Raw genomic sequence first — 24,813 nt, forward strand, 5'->3', positions numbered from 1 at the left:
TGAGGTTCCCATGGCAGATCACTCCTCCCCTCATGCGGAGACACCCTCTCCTCAACCGCTGCTTGACGATGAGCAACTTGAACGGCTGGATGAATTTCTCGATTCCGAGCATGTCGACCCCGATGCGCTGGATTTGATTTCAGCTCATGGCTTTCTTGTCGCTCTCGCCGTCGCTCCGCGGGAAACCCCTTTCACTGAATGGATGGCGGAGCTTTTTCAGGGCGAGCCGACCTTCACCAGCGACGCTCAGCGCCAGGATATTTTCGCGCTGCTCACCCTGCTGCGCGATAACGCCGTGGACGTGCTCGAACAAGGCGGGCTGCCGGAGCTACCTTTCGACCTGATCCTCGAGGGAGCCGCACCGGAAGACACGCCTATAGGCGACTGGTGTGCCGGTTTCATGGAAGGCGTTTTCCTCGATGAAACTGCCTGGTTCGACGATAACGAAGAGACCACGGCAACGCTACTTCTGCCGTTCATGCTGCTCTCTGGGCTGTTCAATGACGAACCGGACATGGCAGAGCTCTCTGCCGATACTCAGCGTCTGGAAGCGCTGGTGGTTCAGCTACCCGAACTGGTACTGGATATTTACCTGCACTACCGGGTGCCGCCGGAAACCGCCAAGCCCAAACCGCGCAAAAAGGCACCGGCGCCGGGCAAAAGACGTTAACGCAACCGAGCCAGCAAACTGTCCAGCGTGCCATACAGCCATTCCTTGATGCGTTGCGGATAGGGACGTTTCGCCCATTCACCGGCATTCACTTCTGCACTGGCAGCGAAATTGCGCTTGAACAATTCGCCCACCTCATCCGCTAGATATCGATCTTCGATTTCCTGATTGGCTTCCAAGTTCCAGTGCAGATTCCAGTGATCGAAATTGCAGGAACCCAAGCTGACCCAATCGTCCACCAGCACAAATTTTGCATGAATGAAGGTAGGCTGAAATTCAAAAATTCGCACACCCGCCTTGAGCATACGCTGATAGAACCGCTGACCGGCATAGCGCACGCCAGGGTGGTCGTGCTTGCTCCCCGGCAGCAACAAGCGTACATCCACCCCACGGCGCGCCGCTCGAGTCAGCCGCAGGCGCAAGGTAAAGGTGGGCACGAAATAAGGCGTACATAGCCACAGCCGTTGCCGGGAAGAGGAAACACGTTGGTACAATGAGTGGCGGATGGCCTGATAACGGTAACCCCGCCCCCAGATCACCCGGCCGCGCATGCCTTCCTCGCCTTGCCGCAACGTAGACGTATCCGGAAGCTTGCGTACCAGCCACGTCTTTCCCTTACCGCGCGTCAGCCTGGAATCCCATAACTGGCGGAACAGCCGCTCCCAGTCGTTCACTACCGGTCCTTGAATACGGATGGCAATTTCGTACCAGGCTTGAAGGAATTCATCCACGGCCCCGAACCCACCGGTAAATGCCACCTTGCCATCGACAACCACGATTTTACGGTGATCACGGCTCAGGTTACGCGCCAGGGAATGAAACCCCAGCGGATTGAAAAGACGCAGTGCCACACCGCCCGCCTCCAAGCGGTTTCGGTCTTCATTGGAAAGGCCCATGGCGCCGTAACCATCCAGCAATAGAAGAACCGTCACGCCGCGCTCGGCCGCGGCTATCAGTGCATTGCAGACACGAGTGGCAAGCTTACCGGACGCCATCAAGTAGAGTTCGATCAGTATGTAATCCTGCGCTTGCGCCACTGCCTTGAACATGGCGGGCAAAAACCGAGAAGCCTCGGGCAATAGCGTAAACTGATTGCCCTCTTGCCACACACTTTTCAAGTCGCTTCCTTCATGCATCCCGTCGCATCCTTGGTCTTCTTTCCCAGGCGTTTGTAGCTCAGCCTGTCAAGTATCAGCGCTGGGTCAAAGCCCGGTGAACATACAAATCATACCGACTGGTTTTACCCTCCACACTATGCTGTGGCGCTGGACCCTCGATAGGCGGCGCCTTGCGTGGCCGCTTGACCACCACCCGATGGGTCGCCACATCCAGCGCCGCTTCCAGCAAGCGCGATGCATCAGGATCATCGCCAGCTAGCTCACGAAACAGGCGCATTTCCTTTTTGACCAGGGCGGACTTTTCCCGATGAGGAAACATGGGGTCAAGATGAATGACTTGAGGCGAAAACGCCGTTTCAGCGACCAATGCCTCTAGCTCACTCACGGCATCCCCCTTGATCAACCGCATACGCGCTATTATCGCGGCAATTTCTGGATCACCGGCAGCACGCATCAGGCCATCCTCAAGCAAGGCGGCAATGGCGTCGACACGTTCGATCAATAGCACCTCGGCACCCAGGCTCGCCAATACGAAAGCATCGCGCCCCAGACCCGCAGTGGCATCGACCACATTCGGCGTTACCCCCTTGCTCAAACCGCAGGCCTTGGCGACCAACTGGCCGCGACCCCCGCCAAAGCGACGCCGATGAGCCGCGCGTCCTTGCACAAAGTCCACGCGTAGAGGTTTGCCATACAGACGTTCATCGCCGGCCAGCACCAAACCATCTGATTGATGGCGCAAGACCCACCCGCCGGGCAGGCTCATGCTGGTTTTTTCCAGGCGACTTCATTACGCAGGTAGACGGGCTGAACCTCATGGGGATCACGCCCCAGGCCAGCATCAAGATCCCGAGCAGCCAACACCACCATGTCTTCGGCACTGGCCTCGATGTTCTCGAGGGTCTGGCTCAAGCCGGCTTGAACCTGGGCGGGCATTTGTTCCCATAATGCCCATCCCGATCCCACCCCTACCCAGTCAGTTTCCTTTGCGGGCAAACGCAAGGCTTGCGGGGCCAGGACGGCTTCTTGCTGCAAAAGCGTGGTGACGCCATCGGCACAGTGCCAGGCAGCCACGTAAATCTCGCCCATCCGCGCATCCAGGGCAGTGACTAGATAGCGAAAGTGATAGCGACGGTGGACACCCAGTGCCAATGCCTCCAAGGTGGATACGCCCAGCAGCGGCCGTTCCAGACCGAACGCCAATCCCTGAGCTGCACCCGCTGCAATTCGCAAGCCGGTGAAAGAGCCTGGACCACGACCATAGGCAACCGCATCCAATTCGCTTGGAGTAATGCCGGCCTCGGCCAGGACCTCATTCACCATCGGCATCAAACGACGGGTATGGGCACGGGGCGTCAGCTCAAAGCGACTGATGCATTCCTGCTTTTCGGCATCCCGCCGAAGCAAGGCAACCGAACAAGCACTCGAAGAGGCATCCAAGGCAAGCAACACTGATGACATGGCGAAAACCACCCAACGCAGAATGAAACATGATTATACGTGGCTTGAACCATAACGACGATGGCCCGCACGAGGCGGGCCATCTGTAATGCTGGGCAAGCGAGAGTCAGTCTTTAAGTGCTTCAAGCACCTGACGGGTAATCTCGTCAACGCTACCAGTGCCTTCCACACGATGATACTCGGGGGCCACCTGCGGATCTTCCTTGGCCCACTGCTTGTAATAGTCGACCAGCGGAGCCGTTTGGTCATGATAGACCGCCAGACGATGACGCACGGTGGATTCCTGATCATCTTCGCGTTGAATCAAGGCTTCGCCGGTCACATCATCCTTGCCTGGCTCCTTGGGCGGATTGTGCTCAACGTGATAGACGCGCCCAGAGGCAGGGTGGACACGGCGACCTGCCAGACGGCTGACAATTTCCTCATCGGGAACCGCAATTTCCAGGACGTGATCGATCTTCACGCCGGCGTCTTTCATGGCTTGCGCCTGAGGAATGGTGCGCGGGAAGCCATCCAGCAGGAAACCATTTTCGCAATCCGGTTGGCTGATACGTTCCTTGACCAGATCGATGATGATGTCATCGGACACCAGGCCACCGCTGTTCATGATTTCCTTGACCTTGAGCCCCAGCTCACTGCCTTCCTTCACGGCGGCGCGCAGCATGTCGCCGGTAGAAATTTGCGGAATATTGAACTGCTCGCAAATAAACTGAGCTTGAGTTCCCTTGCCAGCCCCCGGGGCGCCCAACAGGATCAAACGCATCGCACTGCTCCTTGGATTACAAAAATATAAAAAATAGACCGTCGACAATAACCGTGGCGCCGGGGTGGCACAACTCTCCAAAAGCCTGAGACACGCCTTTTTTATCAAGTTTAGACGGGAAATTCGGTTTGAAGGGAGAACCGGGTACGCAAACGGCGCCCGAAGGCGCCGCTAACGTAGCGTTACTTTAAACAACTCTGTTACAGCAACAATCGCCGGATATCGCTCAGCACCTCCGCCAGGAAGGCGGTGAAGCGTGCCGCGTCCGCCCCGTTGATCGCCCTGTGATCATAGGACAACGACAGCGGCATCATCAGCCGCGGCTGGAAGGCGGCGCCGTCCCAGACCGGCTTCATTGACGCCTTGGACACCCCGAGGATGGCCACTTCCGGCGCATTGACGATCGGGGTGAACGCCGTGCCACCAATCGAGCCCAGGCTTGAGATGGTGAAACAGCCGCCGGTCATTTCCTCACGCTTGAGCTTCTTGGTCTGGGCCTTCTTGCCCAGCTCCGCCATGTCCTTGGCGATCTCGATCAACGACTTCTTGTCGGCATCGCGCACCACCGGCACCATCAGCCCGGCCGGGGTATCCACCGCCACGCCGATATGCACGTAGTGCTTCCACACCAGCGTCTCGCCATCGCCTTTCAGACTGACGTTGAACTGCGGGAACTTCCTGAGCGCAAAGGCACAGGCCTTGACCATGAACGGCAGCGGGGTGAGCTTGGCGCCCTGGGCTTCCGCTTCGGCCTTCATCGCCTTGCGAAACGCTTCGAGCTCGGTGATGTCGGCTTCGTCGAATTGGGTCACGTGGGGCACGTTCAGCCAGCTGCGATGCAGGTTGGTGGCGCCCATCTTGAGCAGCCGGCCCATGGGCTTTTCTTCGATCTCGCCAAACTGGCTGAAGTCGACCTCGGGAATCGGCGGGATGCCCGCACCACCGGTGGCGGCGGGGGCGGCACCGGCCTTGGCCTGACGGGCAATCGCCTGCTTGACGTAGTTCTGCACGTCTTCCTTCAGCACCCGTTCCTTGGGGCCGCTGGGTTTGACCAATGCCAGGTCGACTCCCAGCTCGCGGGCCAGCATGCGCACCGCGGGGCCGGCGTGCACCAGCTTGCCGTCGCGCGGCTTGTGCGCGGCCATCTGGGCTTCGGGGCTCGGAGTGCCGGGGGGTGTTTCCGCCTTGCTGGGTTTCTTGTCGGTCGTGGGTGCCGGGGCGCTCTTTTCGGCCGGCTGCGGCTTGGCCTTCTTGGCTGGCTTGGCCCCCGCCACTTCCATGATGCCGATCACGTCACCTTCGGAGACCGTGTCGCCTTCCTTGACGGTGAGCTCGACGATCGTGCCCTTATAAGGGCTAGGCACGTCCATGGAGGCCTTGTCGGACTCCAGGGTGATCAGCGGATCTTCCTCATTGACCTCGTCACCGGCCGCCACCCCGATCTCGATGATCGGCACATCCGTGGCGCCGGACAGGTCCGGCACCCGAATTTCCTTGCGTTCGGGCGCACCGCTGCCCTCTTCTTCTTCAGGTTCAGCTTCCTCGCCCGCTTCCTCTTCAGGTTCAGCAGGCTCAGGCGCCTGGGTCTCGTCGGGTCTCGCTTGCTCGTCGGCGGCGCCCTCGCCGGAGATCTCCATCTGGCCGATGACATCGCCTTCGGAGACCCTGTCGCCTTCCTTGACCGTCAAACTGACGATAGTGCCGTCATGCGGGCTGGGCATGTCCATGGAGGCCTTGTCGGACTCCAAGGTGACCAAGGTATCCTCGGCGTTGACCTCGTCGCCTTCGGCCACCGCCACGTCGATGATCTCGACATCGCTGTCGCCGCCGAGATCCGGCACCGTGATATCCACGGTCTGCTTGCCGCCGGCTGGCTTGGCGGCCTTTTGGGCGGCGGGTTTCTCCGCCGCCTGCGGTGCCGGTGGCTCTTGCGATGACGGCTTCGCCTCGGACTCAGACTCTGACTCGGCTGGCGCGGTATCTTCCTCTTCCTCGCCGCCCCCCTCGGCTTCGAGCTCGAGGATCTCGTCGCCTTCCGAGACCGTATCGCCTTCCTGGACCAGCACCTTGAGGACCTTGCCGCCTTTCGGAGCGGGCACGTCCATGCTGGCCTTGTCGGATTCCAGGGTGATCATGGTGTCTTCCGCGGCAATCACGTCGCCTTCGGCCACCGCGATCTCGATGATTTCGACATCCTCGCTGCCGCCGATGTCGGGCACTTTGATGATTTCGCTACTCAAGGTCGCGCTCCTTACAAATCGTGTCGAGCCGGCGGGCCTGGCCCGCCGGGCACCGGATCAGCTGGTCAGCGGGTTGGGCTTGTCGGGGTCGATGCCGTACTGCTTGATCGCGTCCCCGACCAGCTTGCGTTTGATCTCGCCGCGATCCGCCAAGGCCTTGAGCGCGGCGACCACCACGAAGTGGCGGTCCACTTCAAAGAAGTAGCGCAGCTTCTCGCGGCTGTCGGAGCGCCCGTAGCCATCGGTCCCCAGCACGGTATAGTCGCTGGGCACCCAGGCGCGTACTTGGTCGGCGTAGAGCTTCATGTAGTCGGTGGAGGCGATCACAGGCCCCTCGCGCCCGCTCAGGCACTGGGTAACGTGCGGCGTGGCCGGGTCCTCGTCGGGGTGCAGGAAGGCCTGGCGGTCGACGGTCAGGGCGTCACGGCGCAGCTCGTTGAAGCTGGTGACACTCCAGATATCGGCGCCGATGCCCCAGTCGTTGGCCAGAAGGTCGGCGGCGGCTTCGACTTCGCGCAGGATGGTGCCGGAGCCCAGCAGCTGGACGCGGCCCTTGTCACCCTGGGTTTCGCGTAGCAGGTACATGCCCTTGATAATGTCCTCGGCGGGGATCGTCTCGAGCTCGGGGTGCGCGTAGTTCTCGTTCATCACCGTGAGGTAGTAGAAGCAGTTTTCCTTGTCGGCGAACATGCGCTTGAGGCCGTCCTGGACGATCACTGCGACCTCATGGGCGTAGGTGGGATCGTAGCTTCTACAGTTGGGGATGGTGGAGGCCTGGATCAGGCTGTGACCGTCCTGGTGCTGCAGGCCTTCGCCGTTGAGCGTGGTGCGCCCGGCAGTGCCGCCGACCATGAAGCCACGGGCCTGCAGGTCCCCGGCGGCCCAGGCCAGATCGCCGATACGCTGGAAGCCGAACATGGAGTAGTAGACGTAGAACGGCAGCAGGGTGACGTTGTTGTTCGAGTAGGAGGTGGCGGCGGCGATCCAGGCGGACATGGCGCCGGCCTCGGAAATGCCTTCCTCGAGGATCTGGCCTTGCTTGTCCTCGCGGTAGAACATGATCTGGCCCTTGTCCACCGGCTCGTACTTCTGGCCTTCGGAGGTGTAGATGCCCAGCTGGCGGAACATGCCTTCCATGCCGAAGGTGCGCGCTTCATCGGGGATGATCGGCACCACGCGCTTGCCCAGGGTCTTGTCCTTGACCAGGCCGTTGAGGATGCGCACGAAGGCCATGGTGGTGGAGACTTCGCGGTCCTTGGAGCCGCCGGTCTGGGAGGCGAAGATCTTGTGGTCGAGCCCGGGAATCTCCAGCGCCTGGAAGTCGCTGCGCCGGCTGGGCAGGTAGCCGCCCAGGCGTTCGCGCTGCAGGTGCATGTACTTGAGCTCGGGGGAATCGTCCTCAGGCTTGTAGTAGGGCACCTCCTTGAGCTGGTCGTCGGACAGCGGAATGCCGAAGCGGTCGCGGAAGGTCTTCAGCGCCTCGTGTTCCATGGTCTTGATCTGGTGGGCTTCGTTGGCGGCTTCGCCATCACCGCCGCCCATGCCGTAGCCCTTGACGGTATGCGCCAGTATCACGGTGGGCTTGCCGCCGGCGTTCTGGGTGGCTTCGTGGTAGGCCGCATACACCTTGAAGGGGTCATGGCCACCGCGGTTGAGCTTCCAGATGTCCTCGTCGGACAGATCCTTGACCATCTCGGCGGTTTCCGGGTACTTGCCGAAGAAGTGCTCGCGGGTGTAGGCGCCGCCGTTGGCCTTGTAGTTCTGGTACTCGCCGTCGACCGCTTCGTCCATACGCTTTTGCAGGATGCCTTTCTTGTCCTTCTCGAACAAAGGGTCCCAGTGGCGGCCCCAGACGACCTTGACCACGTTCCAGCCGGCGCCGCGGAATACTCCTTCCAGCTCGTCCATGATCCGGCCGTTACCGCGCACCGGGCCGTCCAGGCGCTGGAGGTTGCAGTTGACCACGAAGATCAGGTTGTCGAGGTTCTCGCGCCCGGCCAAGGAAATCGCGCCCAGCGATTCGGGCTCGTCGCACTCGCCGTCGCCCAGGAAGCACCAGATCTTGCGATCGTGCATGTCCTTCATTTCACGCGAATGCAGGTACTTCATCACGTGGGCCTGGTAGATCGCCTGGATCGGGCCCAGGCCCATGGAGACCGTGGGGAACTGCCAGAAGTCGGGCATCAGCCAGGGATGCGGGTAGGACGACAGGCCGTCGCCGTCGACTTCCTGGCGGAACTTGTCCATCTGCGCTTCGGTCAGGCGGCCTTCGAGGAAGGCGCGGGCGTAGATGCCCGGGGCCACATGGCCCTGGATATACACCAGGTCGCCTTCGAAGTCGCCGTTGGGGGCGCGGAAGAAGTGGTTGAAGCCCACGTCGTACAGGGTCGCCGCCGACATGAAGCTGGCGATGTGACCGCCCACCCCGGGGCAGGCGCGGTTGTTGCGGATCACCTGGGCGATGGCGTTGTAGCGGATGATCGAGCGAATCCGGCGCTCCATGAACAGGTCGCCCGGCATCGGCGCTTCGCGGTGGACCGGGATGGTGTTGCGGTGCGGGGTTGTCACTGAGAAGGGTACCTTCATCCCGTCTCGGCGTAGCCGGTCCGCCAAGCGGGTCATCAGGTAGCGGGCACGTTCCTCACCCTCACGATCCAGTACCGACTCCAGGGAATCCATCCATTCCGTGGTTTCGATCAGATCGAGATCTTCTCTTGTCTCCAGACTCATAGAGGTCTCTCCGAATGACGATAAATGACAAGGGCCCCGCAACCTCAGGGCCAGCCGGCGATAGCAACGCTTGCGCCGTGAACCAATGACAAATCGTTGTACAGTGCATCAACCCTAACAGGCAACAACAGCACCGAATTAGATTTTGGCTCTATATTCAACGAATTACATAATTCAAATGTAGTAAACCTACAAAAATGTTAAAAAATAACCGCCTTGTATAGGCAGAAGATACCTCAAAGTCGCCACGCTGCCAATTCAGCAGGCCGGGAAAAGCCTATCGAAAACAAAGTACTGCACTGCAACATAAGGGTTATCCAGCATATTGCAGTTTACGACCAAGGCGCAGCAACTTGTAGTCAAACTACCGTTTTATACGGTTTTAGAGGGCTGCTTGGCCAGACAACCACGAAAGTACTTCCAATCAAATGCCGGTCCGGGATCAGTCTTGCGCAGTGGCGCCACCTGGGCATGGCTGGTAATACGTTCGGGTGTAAGAGAAGGATAGCTTTCCATCAAGGTTTTAGTGACGCACGCCAAGGCATGATATTGAGCCTGGGTGAAAGGCGTCTCGTCATCTCCTTCAAGCTCGATACCCACGGAAAAATCATTGAGCGCTTGGCGCCACTGTTCAACGTGCGCATCAAACCAGTGCGAACGCCCGGCATGCCAGGCCCGCGCCTCGAATGAGACAAACTGAACACACTTTCCGTCGCGGCGAATCAGCAAATGTGCCGAGACGCGCAAATGTGCAATCTCGCTAAAAAATTTATCCGCGTCAGGATCAAGGCGGTTCAGGAACAAGGCCTCTATTGCATCGCCATGAAACTGCCCCGGTGGCAAACTGATAGCATGCAGGAGCAATAACGAGACTTCACCTTCGGGGCGCTGATCCTGATTGGGCGAATCCACCCGGCAAGCCGCCTCCCACCATCCTTGATTGATTGAAACCTGATGAACTGAACGTTGATTGCCTGCGCTTTGTTCGATGGTTTGTTGGTGCTTGATCACCTTACCCCCTGACGTTGTGCCATGACTTTTCCTATAATGCTCAACTATATGTTATTCCTTCTGCTGAAAGGCACGCTATGCATTATCAAACCGCCCTTACCGATGAAATCCGTAACAGCGCCGCGCACTTGCTAGCGGAAGACGTCGGCCCCGGGGACATTACCGCTGAATTGATCCCCGACACCCAGTGGGCCACCGCCCATGTGATTACGCGAGAGGCTGCAGTGCTATGCGGTGTTGCTTGGGTCGATGAGGTATTTCGCCGCCTGGACAGCCGTGTGGTGCTCCACTGGCTGGCCGCAGATGGTGACAGCTTGGAAGCCGGGCAACGCTTTGTGGAAATGGAGGGTCCGGCGCGCAGTCTATTGACCGGCGAACGTGCCGCACTCAATCTGTTGCAGACACTTTCCGCCACCGCGACAGCCACACGGCATTACGTGAACTTGATCGAAAATACCGGTGTACGCCTGCTGGATACGCGCAAGACACTGCCCGGCATGCGTTTAGCGCAAAAATACGCGGTGACTTGCGGCGGTGGGCACAACCACCGTATCGGTCTGTGGGATGCTTTTCTTATCAAGGAAAATCATATTGCCGCCTGTGGCGGCATCGAAGCGGCAATCAACCAGGCTCACAAGATTGCCAAGGAACTTGCCGTGGAAATCGAAGTGGAAACGTTCGATGAGCTCGATCAGGCACTGGCCGCGGGTGCCGATACCATCATGCTGGATAACTTCTCACTGGACGATATGCGCGAAGCAGTCAAACGTACCGCAGGACGCGCTGTCCTGGAAGCCTCGGGGAACGTCGACGCAAGCACGCTGCGCGCCATTGCCGAGACCGGCGTTGACTGTATTTCCAGCGGTGCGTTAACCAAGGATATCAAAGCCATCGACCTTTCCATGCGCATCACCCAGACGCGCTCACAAGCCTAACGCCAGGCATCGCCTAGGTTTCTACCGCCACGATTGGCTTTTTCAAATGGTGGCGACGCAACCGCTCGCCTCCACGCTCGACCCATTCCTCACCTAAATCACGCCAGCCCCGTCGCAACAACCGTTCACAAAGCATCAGGCTGGCGTCTATCTGGATATGCTGAATGCCATGCTCCAACAACAAGCGCTCGGCGTGGATCAACAAGGTGGTACCGATACCCCGCCCGGCCAACGTCGGCCAGACGTAGAGAGTGACCACGCGACCTGTGGGAATATCCAGCTCCAAAAAAGCCACGCAACGGCCGTCACAGGTAGCCACCAGGGTGGAATAAAGCACCTGACGCACCGCCCAGGCACTGGCTTCTCGCGGCAGTGCCGAAGCCCAGGCCTGGCGCTGAGTCAAGTCGTATTGTGCCGTCGCGCCTTGCATCACCGCGTGGTAAAACACTTCCGCCTGGTCGGCCGCATCACGCGACAGGGCGGCACGATAAAGTATGCGATGGCTAGTCATCCAGTTATCCTTATTGGTTGGCGCGTCTCGGCAGCCTAAGCACTTTGCTTAAACGACTCAAGCCGCACCGTTTCGATTACTTGCCACGATACCCTGCTCCTCATGCCTGATTCATCTTTCGCAACTGCTCACTTTTCACTCACTTCTATCGGGGTGATCGAAAGCGATTACCCCGATAAATTCGGCATTCCGCGCCAGCCGGGCCTGGCCCCGGCGGCGCGCGCCACGCTTGTACTGACACCCCCGCACAATGACGCCTTGGCGGTACGCGGACTGGAAGCCTTTAGCCACTTGTGGCTAAGCTTCATTTTTCATCAGAGCCCTGAACGCTGGACGCCGTTAGTGCGTCCACCTCGCCTGGGCGGCAATGCCAAAGTCGGCGTATTTGCCAGCCGCAGCACCCATCGCCCCAACCGCCTGGGACTTTCGCTGGTGGAGCTTAGGTGCGTAGACACTACCCAGGGTGTGCGCCTGGAATTAGCTGGTTGCGACTTGGTCAGCGGCACGCCGGTGGTGGATATCAAGCCCTACTTACCCTGGGCGGAAGCACACCCGGAGGCACGTTCCGGTTTTGCTCCCCAGCCGCCTGAAGCCTGCCCGGTGAGCTTCTCCCCTTCTGCTGTTTGCGACTTGGCGCAACACCCTGGGGGGGAGTCGCTAATGCTGCTCATCACTCAAGTGCTTGCCCAAGACCCTCGCCCGGCCTATCGCAAGAACAGCACAGCGGACCGCCTCCATGGAGTCAGGCTCAGAGATGTGGATGTGCGCTTTCGCGCTGTAATACACAATAACGCCACGACTCTGGAAGTCGTGGCGATCGTAGCGGTTTAGGGAAGGCTGGCTTGCAGGAAAGGCGGTTCAGGCAGGGAATTCGATCCCGATCCGCCGGCCGACTTCCTCGTAGGCCTCGATGACACCACCCAGGCCTTGGCGGAAGCGATCCTTGTCCAGTTTTTCGCGGGTCTCGGCATCCCACAGTCGGCAACCGTCCGGCGAGAATTCATCGCCCAGCACAATCTCACCCTTGAAGATACCGAATTCGAGCTTGTAATCCACCAGCAATAGACCGCCTTGAGCGAACAACGCCTTGAGCACGTCGTTCACCTGGTAAGTCAGCGTTTTCATTTCAGCCAGTTGCTCGGGTTTCGCCCACCCGAAGGTTTCCGCCAATGACTCGTTGATCATGGGGTCGCCCTTCTCATCGTCCTTCAGGAACAACTCGAAGGTCGGTGGGACAAGTTCGATGCCTTCTTCCACCCCCAGTCGCTTGACCAGTCCGCCGGCAGCAACGTTACGCACCACACATTCCACCGGAATCATGTCGAGCTTCTTGACCAGGCTTTCGGTGGCATTCAGGCGTTTTTCAAAATGCGTCGGCACCCCGGCTTCCTGCAGGCGCGCCATGATGAAGGCATTGAACACATTGTTGACCATGCCCTTGCGGGCCAAGGCTTCTTTTTTCTTACCATCAAAGGCGCTGGTATCATCACGAAACTGCAGCACCAACCGGTCTTGATCATCGGTGGTGTAGACGGATTTCGCCTTACCGGCATAAAGTTCTTGACGCTTTTCCATGAGGGCTCCGAAGGAGAGTCAAAACAAAGATAACAACCGATCAAGCCGGCACTCAGCGCAGGTAGCCGGATACCCGTTCCAGCAGTTCACGCTGGTCTTGCGGGGCAAGGTCACGCTCGCTGGCATTGATCGCCCGCAGCACCGTCTGATTGGTACCCACGGATTCCAGCGCCAGGCGGATGCGTTGCGACATCTGACTGACGTCCGGAGTGATCAGGCCTAATAGAAAACCACGCTCGCGCTTTTCGCTGGGCGTATAGTTCACGAGAAACTCATGCACTTGGGGGTCTTCCGACAACAGCTCATGCTGTCCTTCTTGAACGAATTCAAGCGTCAGGAAATGATTGAGCTCCGCCCAGACTCTGTCGATATTGCGGGGAATGATGACTTTCCACTCGCCTCCTTCCTGTTCCAGCTGGATGTAGGCGCTACGATCCAGACGCTGGGCGGAAAGCGAAGATGATGCAGAGTCAGCCAGGGCGCTACGGGCGCTGAAGTAATTTTCCAGCGCATCCAGGCAGGCACTCAATGCCTGACCGCCGCGTTCACAGCGCACCTCGCTGTTACCGGCACGCAAGCCACTTTCCAGCCGAATACGTCCCTCAGAGGTTTCAATCATCCCACGTTCGGCATCGCTCTCTTGCACCCCAAGTTGGCGTGATTGGACGAAATCTTCCAGCTGCGACCATACCGCCCCGGGAGGAGCTGCAATCACCAGCCAGCTTTGCCCATCGATATTGCGGCGTTCCACGTAATCCTGCTCGGCGCCACTACCGGCAAGCGCTCTTGGCGGCCTGACCAGAGCAGGTTCGGAAGGTTGTACATTTTCAGAAGCAACGCGTGGCACTGGCATGGCGTCGCCATACTGCCGCATGTCGCGGCTTTCCGGCAATGCCAAAGGTGCACTGGGTGTGGTTTCCACATAATCCAGGTTACGGTCATGGTAGAAACCATCACGCGCACACCCTGCCAATGACATGGCCGCCACTAGCGTCAACGGCATCCATTTGAGTGCAGGGTTAAAAAGCGCAAATTTCATCAAGCCACCTTAGCAATCTACAGTTCGGGACCCGGCGTCGGCTCCCCGGTATATGCGCCTGCTCAACAAGACGACTATTCCTCGATCACACCAGCCAACTGCAGCGCTTCACTGACCGTGGCGTGGTATTTTTCCGAAAGCCAGGTAAGTGGCAAACGGATACCGGGTTCGGCATACCCCATGCGGTGCAGAGCCCATTTCACCGCAATAGGATTCGACTCAATCCCCAGGTTAGTATGCAATGGCATCAGGCGCGTATTGATCTGGTGAGCCTTGTCGGCATCCCCCGCCACGGCCGCCACACACAGCTCATGCATCGCCTTGGGCGCTACGTTGGCGGTCACCGAAATATCGCCATGACCCCCCATCAGCATGAAATCGCAGGCGGTAGCATCATCGCCCGAATAAAGCATGAAACCACTGCCTTCCAGGCGCTTGATCAAGTCTTCTGCACGCTCGAGATTGCCGGTGGCATCCTTCAACCCAATGATATTATCAATTTTGGCCAGACGTACCACGGTCTCATTGTACAGATCGGAGCAGGTACGCCCCGGCACATTGTACAGGATAACCGGCAATTGGCTGCCTTCGGCCACCGCCTTGAAGTGTTGATACAACCCTTCCTGGGTCGGTTTGTTGTAATACGGACACACCGAGAGACAGTAATCCGCACCCACTTCGCTGGCATAGCGTGCCAATTCCACGGCTTCCGACGTGGCATTGGCACCGGTACCCGCAATCACCGGGATTCGCCCGTTGACTTGTTCGACCACACTGCGAATCACATCGAAGTGCTCGGCGAATGACATGGTGGTGGGCTCACCGGTGGTACCGGCAGCGACAATACCATCGGTGCCGTTGTCGAGATGGAAGTTCACCAGACGACGAAGCGCCTCCCAGTCGATGTCGCCATTGACTTTCATCGGCGTCGCCAGGGCGACAATACTGCCTGTGATCATCCGTTCATTCCTCTATTTCGGAGGTACCCGCTGACAAGAAATTGGCGCAGCGTCAAACATAACACCCTGCCGCCATGTAAGGGACAAATGGTACTCAGGCGGCTCGAGTGTGTACAGCGCAAAGCCACCTGTCTTTTTTCAGCCTGCATAAAAGCGTTTTGACAGCAGGCTGCGGGTTGCGTGTAATCAGCACCTTAATCTACCACCCCATGAGGAATTTTCATGAGTCTCAGTCTCAGTCTCGGCCAGCCCGTTCCGGGTTTTACCGTCCAGGCCACCGGTGACGCCACCATCACGCTTTCGGATCTCAAGGGAAAGCAGGTGGTGCTGTACTTTTACCCCAAGGCCAGCACGCCAGGCTGCACCACGGAAGGCGGCGATTTTCGCGATCTCAAGGAAGCCTTTGATGCGGCCGACACCCTGATACTCGGCGGCTCGCGTGATGGCATTCGTGCTCAGGAAAACTTCAAGGCCAAGCAGGGCTTTAATTTCGAGCTTATCGCGGACAAGGACGAAGCCGTTTGTCGGCTATTCGAGGTGATCAAACTCAAGAAACTCTACGGCAAGGAGCACTTGGGGATCGAACGCAGCACTTTCCTAATTGATAGAGACGGTCGACTTGCCCACGAGTGGCGCAAGGTCAAGGTAAAGGGTCATGTTGACGAGGTGTTGGAAGCCGCCCAGGCACTGCATGAAGGTAAATGATCGCGCCTGACCATATCCCGCTTGACCACACATCGCCTGCTCCCGCCTAACAGCGTTTGCGGGCTTATAAATCAACCCTGCTCCGCTTCCAGCGCTTGTTTTTCATGGCGCTTACGGATACCTCGCGGCCAGGCATACACCAGCGCCTTGAGCAAGGTGGCCAGTGGTATCGCAAAGAATATTCCCCAGAAGCCCCAGATTCCACCGAAAAACAGCACTGCCACGATGATCGAGACCGGGTGCAAATTCACCGCTTCAGAAAACAATACTGGCACCAGCACATTACCATCCAGCGCCTGGATAATTGCGTAGGCGATCAATACATAGGCGAACTGTTCACTAAGGCCAAAATGAAACCCGGCCACGGCGGCAACCGGCAGGGTCGCCACCGCCGCCCCGATGTAAGGCACCAGCACCGAGAACCCCACCAATACCGCCAGTAAGGCTGAATACGGCAAGCCAAAGAAAGCGAACGTCAAGAAGGTAACCGTACCCACAATAATGATCTCGATGAACTTGCCGCGCACATAGTTGGCAATCTGGACATCCATTTCCTGCCAGACCCGCTCCATCAAGTTGCGCTTTTGCGGCAACAAGGAGAGCGTGAATGCTATCAGCGTCCGGCGGTCCTTGAGCATGAAGAATACCAGGATGGGAACCAGCACCAGGTAAATGATCAATGACAGCACATTACCCAGCGAGGCCAGCGAAAGCGTCAGCGCACGTTGCCCCAACTGAGTAATTTCACGGCTTGCCACGCCGATCCAGCTTTGCATCTGATCGGGCGTTATCAGGTTGGGATAGCGAGCCTGGAGTTCATCGAGCCAGCGCTGGCCACTGGCGAACATACGCGGGGTTTCCTGCAGCAAGCTCACCATCTGGTTCCAGATCAATGGCATGAGAATAAACGCCATGCTCAGCAGTATGCTGATGAATCCCAGAAATATCATGATCACCGCAAGCAGGTGGGGAACCCCTCGGCGGGTCAACGCATTCACTCCCCCCTGCAACAGGAAGGCAATCACCAAGGAAGTGAAAAAAGGCGCCAACATACGCCCCAACCAGATCACCGCAGCGAACCCCACCACTAATACTAGTAGCAGGATGATCGCCTCTTCATCGGAAAAGTAACGATCCACCCAGCCTTTCAACAGTGTCTGCATGGTCATGAAATGGGAGCTCCACCCTTACGAATCCAGTAATGATAGATATCACCGCGCGTTTCACGCGCGATCAATTCATGTTCACTCTGTTCGGTAAAAGAGGCAAAGTCACGCCAGGAGCCGGCATCTGTTGCCTGCACTTCCAGTAACTCACCAGGCGACAGGCGAGAGAGTGCCTGCTTGGCCTTGAGCAATGGCAGCGGACATGAAAGCCCACAGGCATTCAATACCGTATCGGGTTGCATAGAGCTGGGTTGCATAAAACTGGAAACTCCCATGAGAATGCCATCCATACCAACGGCACTCTGTTTCGATAGAACTCTTTCAATAAAACCCTGAGGATTTAACGGCACTTCCGCCTGTGAATCAATGTCACAACGTGGCCGGTTGCTTAACATCCCGCTTTTTTCATCTTTTGAGCCCATTTCATTTACTTTGTTCTTTTAGCATGGCCCTTGCTTGTTCTCGTTCATGCTCACTATTCGATCCATCCACACCACTATCCATAAGGATGTGCCATGTTGTCTTCTGCTCTACATCGGTATTGCTCTGGCTGGCTGATATTTGGCATCCTCAACCTGATGCTTTTCAGCACCCATGCCTTGGCTTTCGACGAATCACGTCTGCCCAGCCTGAGCAGCAGTGCAACACAAACGGCGGGCAACGAGGAGTACCGCCTGGGGCGTGCCTGGCTACGTCAATTTCGCGCCCATGCCCCTGAATGGGATGATGCAATAGCGGCTGATTACATCGACAGCCTGGTCTCCCGGTTACTTCCTCACAGCCAATTGGGCAGCATGCGCACCAGCATCGTGATGGTCGATAACGACGCCTTGAATGCCTTCGCCGTGCCCGGCGGCGTCATCGGCGTCAACGCCGGGCTCTTTGCCTTTGCCGAAGATGAAGGCGCCTTTGTATCGGTTCTGGCACATGAACTGGGACACCTCTCGCAACGCCATTATGCGCGAGGCACAGCACGTGCCGAGCAAACCCAGCTTCCCGCCATGGCGGGAATGCTGGCGGGAATGCTGATAGCCGCAAGCGGTGGCGGCGATGCCGGCCTCGCTGCAGCGATAGGCTCCCAGGCGGCATTGGCGCAGGACCAACTCCGCTACTCGCGACGCTTCGAACAGGAGGCCGACCGCCTGGGCCTGCAAACCATGGCCGATGCTGGCTTCGAGCCCGAAGCCATGGTGCGCATGTTTCGTGCCATGCAACGCATGGCCAGCCTGCAAGGCGGCACCCCACCGGAATTCCTGCTTACCCACCCGGTTTCCGAGGCGCGCCTGAGCGATGCTCAATCACGCGCTTCACAGCTGCAAACAGCCTCGTCTGGCGATAGCAATCCCATGTATGCCTTGATACGGGCGCGGGCTCTGGCACATATCCACGCCGACCGCCCGCAGCAGGCAATCACTCGGATGGCGGAAAGCCCGGCTGCAGAAGACATCGCCAAACGCTATCTCCAGGCGCTACTCGACGCTCAGGCCGGACACACCGACGAGGCATTGCAAGAATTCGATCAACTCGCTCGAGCATTGCCCGACCTGGCCATATTCCCGGCTACCGCTGCAGAAATGGCGCTCAAGGATCGCCGCTATGAAGAGGCTGCCCAGCGCAGCCGTCGCCTGCTACGCTTGATGCCCAATCACCTCCCAGCGCAAATGGTGCTTGGCGAAGCATTGCTGCAATACCAGCCAGACGAGGCCTATCGCATTCTTCGCGACATTACCGCTCAGCAACCGGAAAATGCGCAGGCATTCAGTTTATTGGCGGAAGCCGCTGGGCGTAGTGGACGAGAAGCTTGGGGACATCTCGCCCGTGCCGAGCAATTGCAGCTCACCGGGCGGATTGATCGGGGTATCAGGCAACTGGATATCGCCAAGGACGTGGCTGAGCAGCAAAACGATCGCCAAGCCTTGGGGCGCATCGAGCAGCGCCGCCAGGACTTTATCGACTACCGGGAAACATTGGAAAAGTTCGGCAAATAGACGCTTTAAAACCGATCCGAAAAATCAGAAGCGCTGAAGCCAAGCAAAAACTCCAGCGCTCCAAGGATCGTCAGATGAGACAAGGCCTATCAGGCGTTGAAGCTGAGCATGCGTTCCAAGGGCTTTAACGCTTTTTGGCGCATGGCATCATCCACATGGATTTCTCCGCTGCCCTGACGCAGCGCTTCTGCCAGGTTATCCAGGCCGTTCATCGCCATCCACGGGCAATGGGCGCAGCTCTTGCAAGTAGCGCCACTACCCGCCGTGGGCGCCTCAAACAATGTCTTGTGCGGCACTGTCTGCTGCATCTTGAAGAAGATGCCGCGATCGGTCGCGACGATCAGCTTGTCATTGGGCAGCTCTTTTGCGGCCTTGATCAGCTGCGAGGTAGAGCCTGTCACATCGGCCAATGCCACTACCGAAGCAGGCGATTCCGGGTGCACCAGAACGGCGGCATCCGGGTAGAGGCGTTTCAGGTCTTCCACGCCCTTGGCCTTGAATTCTTCGTGAACGATACAGGCACCGTCCCACAGCAACATGTCGGCGCCGGTTTTTTTCTGGATGTAGCCCCCTAGGTGCTTGTCCGGCGCCCACAAGATCTTCTCGCCTCGCGCCTGGAGATGCTCGATCACCTCCACGGCGATGGAGGATGTCACCACCCAGTCGGCACGTGCCTTTACCGCCGCAGAGGTATTCGCGTACACCACCACGGTACGATCTGGATGCGCATCGCAGAATGCGCTGAATTCATCCTCCGGACAGCCGATGTCCAGCGAACAGGTGGCCTCCAGGGTAGGCATCAGCACACGCTTTTCCGGGGACAGAATCTTGGCGGTTTCGCCCATGAAACGAACCCCGGCCACGACCAGGGTGGTGGCTTCGTCGCGAGCGCCGAAACGGGCCATCTCCAGGGAATCCGCCACGCAGCCGCCGGTTTCCTCAGCAAGCTGTTGAATGGCGTCGTCGGTATAATAGTGCGCTACCAGCACCGCATTCTGGGCTTTCAGCAATCCCTTGATCTCTTCCACGCGAGCTTGATCCTCGGCGGGAATGCGAGTGGGACAGTACGGGCTAGGAATCTGAGCGATAAGCTCAGCTTGCTTGGTCATTATAGTCATCGTGTCTACCACTGTGACGGCAGGGGCTCCCCCTGCATGGCACCAGGCACGGCACTCATGCGCTCCGCATGAACCATGCACCGAAATGGTGGCCGTGGCGTCTCTCGCGGTGGCCAACCAATAGCTATTCGGACCATTGTGCTGGCAATTCGTTGCACAGCGCAAGACCTAGAGCAGTGACAGGTGCCCAGGCCATGCCGCTTATTCTCATCGCCGCACAGCAAAACGCCCCGTCAGCTTGCTGACGGGGCGTTAAAATTGGTGGGTCGTGTAGGATTCGAACCTACGACCAATTGGTTAAAAGCCAACTGCTCTACCAACTGAGCTAACGACCCTGACTTGCCTTTTACCGACTTGCTCACAGCTTGCTTCACACAACGTTCGAATGGTGGGTCGTGTAGGATTCGAACCTACGACCAATTGGTTAAAAGCCAACTGCTCTACCAACTGAGCTAACGACCCGCCTTAACGGGTGCAAATAATACGTATAGAGGCCCGCCATGGCAAGGATTTATTTTAACTTTTTCCATGGCGGCACCCTTAGGTGGTGACTGAAATCAGCCAACGAACGCCTGGCAGTGCCTAGCGACGCCGAGGTTTTTCAGTCGGCTTGCGCATTGCCTGCACCGGGCGCCGCTTTTGCTTATCGCGACTCCAACGGTTTTTCTCATCCGGGGTCAGTGCCGGCACCTTGCGCGACTCAAGCTCAGCCAGACCGGCCAGGTCATCCACCTCATCCTGAGTCAGCTCGATCCATTCGCCGGCCTTGGCACGCTTGTCGATAAAGATATTACCGTAACGCACGCGCTTTAGACGGCTGACCGTCAAGCCCTGGGATTCCCACAGACGCCGCACTTCCCGGTTGCGTCCTTCGAGGATCACCACATGGAACCAGGTGTTGATGCCTTCGCCGCCGAATTCCTGCACATCGCTGAAACGCGCTGGGCCGTCTTCCAGCATTACGCCTTCGACCATGGCCACTATCTGCTCTCGCTTTACTTCACCCATGACCCGAACGGCATATTCACGTTCAACCTGAGTGGAAGGATGCATCAAGCGGTTGGCCAACTCCCCATCAGTGGTGAACAACAGCAACCCGCTGGTATTGATATCCAGACGGCCAATAGCGATCCAGCGCTCGCCCTTGAGGCGCGGCAAGCGCTCGAAAACGGTACGCCGCCCTTCGGGATCCTTGCGTGTGCAGAGTTCACCTTCGGGCTTGTTGTACATGATCACTCGGCGCGGCACATCGTCTTCGGCACGCAGCGAAACCGGACGGTCATCGAAACTGACCTTGTCGCGCATTCCCACACGGTCGCCCAGCTTGGCAAGCTGATTGTTGACTTTGACGCGCCCCCCGGCAATCGCCGTTTCCATCTCACGGCGCGAACCCATTCCGGCGCGAGCCAGCACCTTTTGCAGTTTTTCCGTGTCGGGCTTGGGGGTGCTGTTAGGGGTGCTGTTAGGGGTGCTGTTAGGGGTGCTGTTAGGGGTGCTGTTAGGGGTGTTAGTTGTCGTACTCATGGTCATCCGACCTCACTTCAGGGTTATCATCACCGGCACTTGTGTCGTCATCGACGCTAGTCCCGGCGCGTGCCGCCAGCCTTGCTTGAAGGTCGGCAAAACTCAGCGGCGATTTTGACGCCGTCTCGGCGTGCTGGGTGTCGGCTATCTCAGCCGTCGGCGTCTCCACCGGAGCACTCACCTCATCCTTGAATGCTTTTTCCTTGGCTTGGTCGTCCTTGTCCAGCGCTTCTTTACTCTGAATGTCGTCAAGCAACAAATGCATCGGCGGTAGAGCATCCAGCGTCTTGAGCCCGAAGTCATCCAGAAAGGTGCGCGTGGTGGCATATACCGCCGGGCGCCCTGGCACATCACGGTGCCCGATCACACGAATCCAGCCGCGCTCCATCAAGGTGCGCACGATGGAGCTGCTGACGCTGACCCCGCGAACGTCTTCGATATCGCCGCGGGTAACCGGCTGACGATAAGCGATCAAGGCCAGGGTTTCCAGCAGTGCGCGCGAATATCGCTGTGGGCGCTCGTCCCACAACCGCGAGATCCAGGGCGAAAGCCGTGGCCGGATGCGCAATTGATAGCCGGAAGCGGTTTCCATCAGCTCGAGCGCCCCGCTTGCATGACGCTGCTCAAGGCGCTGCAAGGCGGCGCGCAGTTCACGCCGCTGCGGCCGTTCCGCCTCACTGAAGACACCTTCCAGGCGCTCCAGCGCCAGCGGTTCACCGGCGGCCAGCAAGGTGGCCTCGAGTATTTCTTCCAACAGGGAGGCATTCATTTCGGCACCTTCTCCTGCCATTCGAAAGCGGGCTCTGCTGTTTGATCTTCGAAGGCGCTCTCCTCGGTGCCAGAAGGGACAGCCGTACGAGCACGGACGTGAATCGGCGAAAGCGGTGCATTCTGCACGATCTCGATCATGGCTTCCTTGGTCAGTTCGAGTATCGCCATGAAGGTCACCACCACGCCGGCGCGACCTTCTTCCAGGGTGAACAGCGCTTCAAAGGGCATGTAATGTTCGTGGCTCAATTGCTCCATGATCCTCAGCATGCGCTCACGAGTGGAAAGCACTTCCCGGCTGATCTGGTGGGTCTGGTTGAGTTCGGCGCGCTTGAGAATATCGGCCAAGGCGCCGAGCAGCTCATCCAGCGCCACCTCTGGATGGATCACTTGCGCTTCAAGCGGTGGCAAGCCTGCCTGGACAGGGAACCAGTCACGTCCGGCACGCGGCATGGCTTCCAGCGATTCCGCCGCCTCCTTCAAGCGTTCGTATTCCTGCAGGCGAAGAATCAAGGCAGCGCGTGGGTCCTCTTCTTCCTCGCCGCCGCCTTCCCGGGGCGGGCGCGGCAGCAAGCTGCGCGACTTGATTTCCGCAAGCATGGCCGCCATCAACAGATACTCACCGGCAAGTTCGATTTCCATCGACTTCATCAGTTCAACATATTCAATGTATTGCCGGGTAATCACCGCCACATTGATCGCGAGAATATCCAGGTTCTGACGCCGGATCAGGTACAACAGCAAATCCAACGGCCCTTCGAATGCTTCCAGAAATACACGCAGCGCTTCAGGAGGAATATACAGGTCCTCCGGCATCTGAGTAATGGGCTCATTGAATAGCCGCCCCAAGGCCTCCGCCACGGGAGCTTCCACCGCAGGCGTTTCACTAAAGGGCTGAGTAATGGACGTCTCGCTCACGCGGGTCGATTCTCCTGGGTGGGCTGAAAGGCTGAGCTGGCCGTGCAGTCTAGCAAACTTGGCGGCACGAAAAATGCCAGATCACGGCAGCGCCATTATAGCCACGCCTTTCACTGGAAAGCCTCGTCATTGAGGAACCAGGCGTTCCACGCCACGCCGTAGCGGGCGGATAGCCAGTATTCCCAGCAAGCCGAGCGCCGACCATTCCAGCCATTCCGGCAACAGCTCTTGAACCGCGCCTACCTGGGCGATCAGGTTGATATCCAGCTGCGCCACCAGCACATTGGTCAAGACACCCACGATAAGTGCCGTGCTCAGGATGCCCGCCAGATAAGCCACTAACGCAGGGCCGCCTAGTTCACGACGCAATACGCCCAGCGTGGCTAGGCTGGTAATAGGCCCGGCCAACAGAAATACAATGACCGCACCGGGAGATACGCCGCTCAGCAACATGCCGGCAGCAATCGGCGTGGCGGCGGTGGCGCATAGGTACAACGGAATACCCACCACCGCCATCAACAGCATGATTCCGAAACCACTGCCGTAAGTGGCGATGGCTTCGGGAGGCACCCAAGCCATCAGCGCTCCGGCCACCATCAACCCCGCCAGGACCCAAAGGCTGATATCATCAAGCACGTCATTGAACGCATAATGCATGCCTTGGCGCAGCCGCTGCCACCTTGAATCACCCCCTTCCGGCGGCGCATGGCCTGCTTCGCAGCAGCCACCACAGGTGCTTTGCGGTTCGGGTATAACGGGTCGCTCATTAGTCATTGCCACGAGTAACCCCGTCGCAATAGCGGTGGCAATCGCCCCGGCCACCCGGGCCAGCATCATGAAGGGCCCTAACAGGGCATAGGTAATGGCGATGGAATCCACTCCTACCCCGGGGGTGCCGATCAGAAAGGCCGTGGTCGGTCCACGCCCTGCGCCTTTGCGATGCAGCGCCAGGGCGGTAGGAATCGCTCCGCAGGAACACAGGGGTAAGGGCGCCCCGATAACCGCTGCCCGCGCAATACTCGCCAGTCCTCGCCCGCCGATCCAACGCTCCAGCAGGGCATCGGGAAAGAATGCCTTGATCAAGCCGGCCACGAACAGACCGAACAATAACCAAGGGGCCGCTGCCAGCGCCACGGAAAGCATTTCATTGAGCATCTGCATGGGCGTCTCCTTTGGCGATTGCCTTCGTATGCCATTACGACCTAGCATAAACCCTGTAACCGTTACAGAGTCAAACCACATGCACGAACTGATCAAGATAGGCGAGGTCGCTCGCGCCAGCGGCTGTTCAGTCGAAACGATCCGTCACTACGAAAAACTCGGCTTGCTCAAACCTCCTAAACGGGGTGACAACGGCTACCGCTACTACACAGCGGAAGCGGTGAAACAGCTGGGATTCATTCGCCATGGGCGCGACCTGGGGTTGGACCTACACAGCATCCATGAACTGCTGAACCTGACCGCTCACCCAGACGCACAGTGCCACCAGGTGGACGCTATCGCTTCGCAACATCTGCAACGTATTGAAGCGCGCATCTCGGCTCTGCAGGCATTGGCGCAAGAACTGCGTACCGTTGTTACTCAGTGCCGAGGCGGCAGTATTCGCGAATGCCG

General features: G+C 58.4%; 23 protein-coding genes, 2 tRNA genes and 1 pseudogene. 6 read left to right on the forward strand and 20 right to left on the reverse strand.

Annotated elements, in window-relative coordinates; all coding sequences use genetic code 11:
* The first annotated feature begins 10 nt into the window (after positions 1 to 10).
* Positions 11 to 670, forward strand: coding sequence for a YecA/YgfB family protein (locus LG290_RS13870; RefSeq protein WP_499835300.1), 660 nt, complete (start codon positions 11 to 13; stop codon positions 668 to 670).
* Here the strand turns inward: LG290_RS13870 and LG290_RS13875 are convergent.
* From LG290_RS13875 to ampD, 7 genes are all read right to left on the reverse strand, one after another.
* A complete protein-coding gene (locus LG290_RS13875) occupies positions 667 to 1,806 on the reverse strand; it encodes a phospholipase D-like domain-containing protein (protein ID WP_499835301.1) in 1,140 nt (379 codons plus the stop codon). The genes LG290_RS13870 and LG290_RS13875 overlap by 4 nt on opposite strands.
* 55 nt (positions 1,807 to 1,861) lie before the next feature.
* Positions 1,862 to 2,554, reverse strand: coding sequence for a class I SAM-dependent methyltransferase (locus LG290_RS13880; RefSeq protein ID WP_499835302.1), 693 nt, complete (start codon positions 2,552 to 2,554; stop codon positions 1,862 to 1,864).
* Positions 2,551 to 3,249 carry a tRNA (adenosine(37)-N6)-threonylcarbamoyltransferase complex dimerization subunit type 1 TsaB gene (gene tsaB / locus LG290_RS13885; protein ID WP_499835303.1) on the reverse strand — a complete coding sequence of 233 codons (699 nt, stop codon included), beginning with the start codon at positions 3,247 to 3,249 and terminating at the stop codon, positions 2,551 to 2,553. Before tsaB ends, LG290_RS13880 begins: the two co-directional genes overlap by 4 nt.
* Positions 3,250 to 3,355: 106 nt before the next feature.
* The gene (gene adk / locus LG290_RS13890; protein ID WP_160419101.1) at positions 3,356 to 4,012 is read right to left on the reverse strand and encodes an adenylate kinase; all 657 of its coding nucleotides are present in this window, start codon (positions 4,010 to 4,012) and stop codon (positions 3,356 to 3,358) included.
* Positions 4,013 to 4,212: 200 nt separating this feature from the next.
* A complete protein-coding gene (gene aceF, locus LG290_RS13895) occupies positions 4,213 to 6,252 on the reverse strand; it encodes a dihydrolipoyllysine-residue acetyltransferase (protein ID WP_499835304.1) in 2,040 nt (679 codons plus the stop codon).
* 57 nt (positions 6,253 to 6,309) lie between these two features.
* A complete protein-coding gene (aceE, locus tag LG290_RS13900; RefSeq protein WP_499835305.1) occupies positions 6,310 to 8,982 on the reverse strand; it encodes a pyruvate dehydrogenase (acetyl-transferring), homodimeric type in 2,673 nt (890 codons plus the stop codon).
* Positions 8,983 to 9,354: 372 nt separating this feature from the next.
* On the reverse strand, positions 9,355 to 9,927 hold the full coding sequence (gene ampD, locus LG290_RS13905; RefSeq protein ID WP_499837112.1) for a 1,6-anhydro-N-acetylmuramyl-L-alanine amidase AmpD: 573 nt from the start codon (positions 9,925 to 9,927) through the stop codon (positions 9,355 to 9,357).
* 143 nt (positions 9,928 to 10,070) lie between these two features.
* Between ampD and nadC the strand changes: the two genes are divergently transcribed.
* Positions 10,071 to 10,928 carry a carboxylating nicotinate-nucleotide diphosphorylase gene (gene nadC, locus LG290_RS13910; RefSeq protein WP_499835306.1) on the forward strand — a complete coding sequence of 286 codons (858 nt, stop codon included), beginning with the start codon at positions 10,071 to 10,073 and terminating at the stop codon, positions 10,926 to 10,928.
* A gap of 13 nt (positions 10,929 to 10,941) precedes the next feature.
* On the opposite strand, the gene LG290_RS13915 is transcribed toward nadC, so the two are convergent.
* Positions 10,942 to 11,439, reverse strand: coding sequence for a GNAT family N-acetyltransferase (locus LG290_RS13915; RefSeq protein WP_499835307.1), 498 nt, complete (start codon positions 11,437 to 11,439; stop codon positions 10,942 to 10,944).
* Between the two features lie 102 nt (positions 11,440 to 11,541).
* Here LG290_RS13915 and tsaA point away from each other — a divergent pair, with 102 nt between their 5' ends.
* A complete protein-coding gene (gene tsaA, locus LG290_RS13920) occupies positions 11,542 to 12,270 on the forward strand; it encodes a tRNA (N6-threonylcarbamoyladenosine(37)-N6)-methyltransferase TrmO (protein ID WP_499835308.1) in 729 nt (242 codons plus the stop codon).
* 27 nt (positions 12,271 to 12,297) lie between these two features.
* On the opposite strand, the gene purC is transcribed toward tsaA, so the two are convergent.
* From purC to dapA, 3 genes are all read right to left on the reverse strand, one after another.
* The gene (purC, locus tag LG290_RS13925) at positions 12,298 to 13,014 is read right to left on the reverse strand and encodes a phosphoribosylaminoimidazolesuccinocarboxamide synthase (RefSeq protein WP_499835309.1); all 717 of its coding nucleotides are present in this window, start codon (positions 13,012 to 13,014) and stop codon (positions 12,298 to 12,300) included.
* Between the two features lie 52 nt (positions 13,015 to 13,066).
* A complete protein-coding gene (locus LG290_RS13930) occupies positions 13,067 to 14,053 on the reverse strand; it encodes a lipoprotein, NlpB (RefSeq protein ID WP_499835310.1) in 987 nt (328 codons plus the stop codon).
* 74 nt (positions 14,054 to 14,127) lie between these two features.
* On the reverse strand, positions 14,128 to 15,012 hold the full coding sequence (gene dapA / locus LG290_RS13935; protein ID WP_499835311.1) for a 4-hydroxy-tetrahydrodipicolinate synthase: 885 nt from the start codon (positions 15,010 to 15,012) through the stop codon (positions 14,128 to 14,130).
* A gap of 222 nt (positions 15,013 to 15,234) precedes the next feature.
* Here dapA and LG290_RS13940 point away from each other — a divergent pair, with 222 nt between their 5' ends.
* Positions 15,235 to 15,717, forward strand: a complete 483-nt coding sequence (locus tag LG290_RS13940; RefSeq protein ID WP_499835312.1) for a peroxiredoxin — start codon at positions 15,235 to 15,237, stop codon at positions 15,715 to 15,717.
* 71 nt (positions 15,718 to 15,788) lie between these two features.
* On the opposite strand, the gene LG290_RS13945 is transcribed toward LG290_RS13940, so the two are convergent.
* Positions 15,789 to 16,886 (reverse strand): AI-2E family transporter, encoded by a 1,098-nt coding sequence (locus LG290_RS13945; protein WP_499835313.1) that lies wholly within the window; start codon positions 16,884 to 16,886, stop codon positions 15,789 to 15,791.
* On the reverse strand, positions 16,883 to 17,140 hold the full coding sequence (locus tag LG290_RS13950; protein ID WP_499837113.1) for a sulfurtransferase TusA family protein: 258 nt from the start codon (positions 17,138 to 17,140) through the stop codon (positions 16,883 to 16,885). The genes LG290_RS13945 and LG290_RS13950 overlap by 4 nt, the downstream gene beginning before the upstream one ends.
* 258 nt (positions 17,141 to 17,398) lie before the next feature.
* Here LG290_RS13950 and LG290_RS13955 point away from each other — a divergent pair, with 258 nt between their 5' ends.
* Positions 17,399 to 18,871, forward strand: a complete 1,473-nt coding sequence (locus tag LG290_RS13955) for a M48 family metallopeptidase (RefSeq protein ID WP_499835314.1) — start codon at positions 17,399 to 17,401, stop codon at positions 18,869 to 18,871.
* Between the two features lie 89 nt (positions 18,872 to 18,960).
* Here LG290_RS13955 and nadA read toward each other — a convergent pair whose 3' ends face one another.
* The 7 genes from nadA to LG290_RS13990 all read right to left on the reverse strand — a co-directional run bounded on the left by nadA (position 18,961) and on the right by LG290_RS13990 (position 24,360).
* Positions 18,961 to 19,989: a quinolinate synthase NadA gene (nadA, locus tag LG290_RS13960; protein WP_499835315.1), complete on the reverse strand. Its 1,029-nt coding sequence runs from the start codon at positions 19,987 to 19,989 to the stop codon at positions 18,961 to 18,963.
* A gap of 259 nt (positions 19,990 to 20,248) precedes the next feature.
* Positions 20,249 to 20,324: transfer RNA gene (locus tag LG290_RS13965), tRNA-Lys, on the reverse strand.
* A 51-nt stretch (positions 20,325 to 20,375) separates the two neighbouring features.
* Positions 20,376 to 20,451: transfer RNA gene (locus tag LG290_RS13970), tRNA-Lys, on the reverse strand.
* A 120-nt stretch (positions 20,452 to 20,571) separates the two neighbouring features.
* Positions 20,572 to 21,384, reverse strand: a complete 813-nt coding sequence (rluB, locus tag LG290_RS13975; RefSeq protein ID WP_499837114.1) for a 23S rRNA pseudouridine(2605) synthase RluB — start codon at positions 21,382 to 21,384, stop codon at positions 20,572 to 20,574.
* 112 nt (positions 21,385 to 21,496) lie between these two features.
* A complete protein-coding gene (scpB, locus tag LG290_RS13980) occupies positions 21,497 to 22,282 on the reverse strand; it encodes an SMC-Scp complex subunit ScpB (protein ID WP_499835317.1) in 786 nt (261 codons plus the stop codon).
* Positions 22,279 to 23,199, reverse strand: a complete 921-nt coding sequence (locus LG290_RS13985) for a segregation and condensation protein A (RefSeq protein WP_499835318.1) — start codon at positions 23,197 to 23,199, stop codon at positions 22,279 to 22,281. Before LG290_RS13985 ends, scpB begins: the two co-directional genes overlap by 4 nt.
* Before the next feature lie 126 nt (positions 23,200 to 23,325).
* Positions 23,326 to 24,360 (reverse strand): SO_0444 family Cu/Zn efflux transporter, encoded by a 1,035-nt coding sequence (locus LG290_RS13990; protein WP_499835319.1) that lies wholly within the window; start codon positions 24,358 to 24,360, stop codon positions 23,326 to 23,328.
* Between the two features lie 79 nt (positions 24,361 to 24,439).
* Between LG290_RS13990 and LG290_RS13995 the strand changes: the two are divergent.
* Positions 24,440 to 24,712, forward strand: a pseudogene (locus tag LG290_RS13995) (MerR family transcriptional regulator); the annotation flags it as partial.
* Between the last annotated feature and the right edge of the window lie 101 nt (positions 24,713 to 24,813).

Origin of the sequence: Halomonas sediminis (genome assembly GCF_044871105.1) — a bacterium.
GTDB classification, from domain to species: domain Bacteria; phylum Pseudomonadota; class Gammaproteobacteria; order Pseudomonadales; family Halomonadaceae; genus Vreelandella; species Vreelandella zhuhanensis.

Bases quoted from the DNA above. Each gene is read 5' to 3' on its own strand.
- LG290_RS13870 (WP_499835300.1), top strand. From the start codon at position 11: ATGGCAGATCACTCCTCCCCTCATGCGGAGACACCCTCTCCTCAACCG.
- scpB (WP_499835317.1), bottom strand. From the start codon at position 22,282: ATGAATGCCTCCCTGTTGGAAGAAATACTCGAGGCCACCTTGCTGGCC.
- adk (WP_160419101.1), bottom strand. From the start codon at position 4,012: ATGCGTTTGATCCTGTTGGGCGCCCCGGGGGCTGGCAAGGGAACTCAA.
- dapA (WP_499835311.1), bottom strand. From the start codon at position 15,012: ATGATCACAGGCAGTATTGTCGCCCTGGCGACGCCGATGAAAGTCAAT.
- purC (WP_499835309.1), bottom strand. From the start codon at position 13,014: ATGGAAAAGCGTCAAGAACTTTATGCCGGTAAGGCGAAATCCGTCTAC.
- tsaA (WP_499835308.1), top strand. From the start codon at position 11,542: ATGCCTGATTCATCTTTCGCAACTGCTCACTTTTCACTCACTTCTATC.
- LG290_RS13990 (WP_499835319.1), bottom strand. From the start codon at position 24,360: ATGCAGATGCTCAATGAAATGCTTTCCGTGGCGCTGGCAGCGGCCCCT.
- LG290_RS13955 (WP_499835314.1), top strand. From the start codon at position 17,399: ATGTTGTCTTCTGCTCTACATCGGTATTGCTCTGGCTGGCTGATATTT.
- nadC (WP_499835306.1), top strand. From the start codon at position 10,071: ATGCATTATCAAACCGCCCTTACCGATGAAATCCGTAACAGCGCCGCG.
- LG290_RS13875 (WP_499835301.1), bottom strand. From the start codon at position 1,806: ATGCATGAAGGAAGCGACTTGAAAAGTGTGTGGCAAGAGGGCAATCAG.
- rluB (WP_499837114.1), bottom strand. From the start codon at position 21,384: ATGGGTTCGCGCCGTGAGATGGAAACGGCGATTGCCGGGGGGCGCGTC.
- tsaB (WP_499835303.1), bottom strand. From the start codon at position 3,249: ATGTCATCAGTGTTGCTTGCCTTGGATGCCTCTTCGAGTGCTTGTTCG.
- LG290_RS13915 (WP_499835307.1), bottom strand. From the start codon at position 11,439: ATGACTAGCCATCGCATACTTTATCGTGCCGCCCTGTCGCGTGATGCG.
- LG290_RS13930 (WP_499835310.1), bottom strand. From the start codon at position 14,053: ATGAAATTTGCGCTTTTTAACCCTGCACTCAAATGGATGCCGTTGACG.
- LG290_RS13940 (WP_499835312.1), top strand. From the start codon at position 15,235: ATGAGTCTCAGTCTCAGTCTCGGCCAGCCCGTTCCGGGTTTTACCGTC.
- aceE (WP_499835305.1), bottom strand. From the start codon at position 8,982: ATGAGTCTGGAGACAAGAGAAGATCTCGATCTGATCGAAACCACGGAA.
- LG290_RS13945 (WP_499835313.1), bottom strand. From the start codon at position 16,886: ATGACCATGCAGACACTGTTGAAAGGCTGGGTGGATCGTTACTTTTCC.
- LG290_RS13950 (WP_499837113.1), bottom strand. From the start codon at position 17,140: ATGCAACCCAGCTCTATGCAACCCGATACGGTATTGAATGCCTGTGGG.
- nadA (WP_499835315.1), bottom strand. From the start codon at position 19,989: ATGACTATAATGACCAAGCAAGCTGAGCTTATCGCTCAGATTCCTAGC.
- LG290_RS13880 (WP_499835302.1), bottom strand. From the start codon at position 2,554: ATGAGCCTGCCCGGCGGGTGGGTCTTGCGCCATCAATCAGATGGTTTG.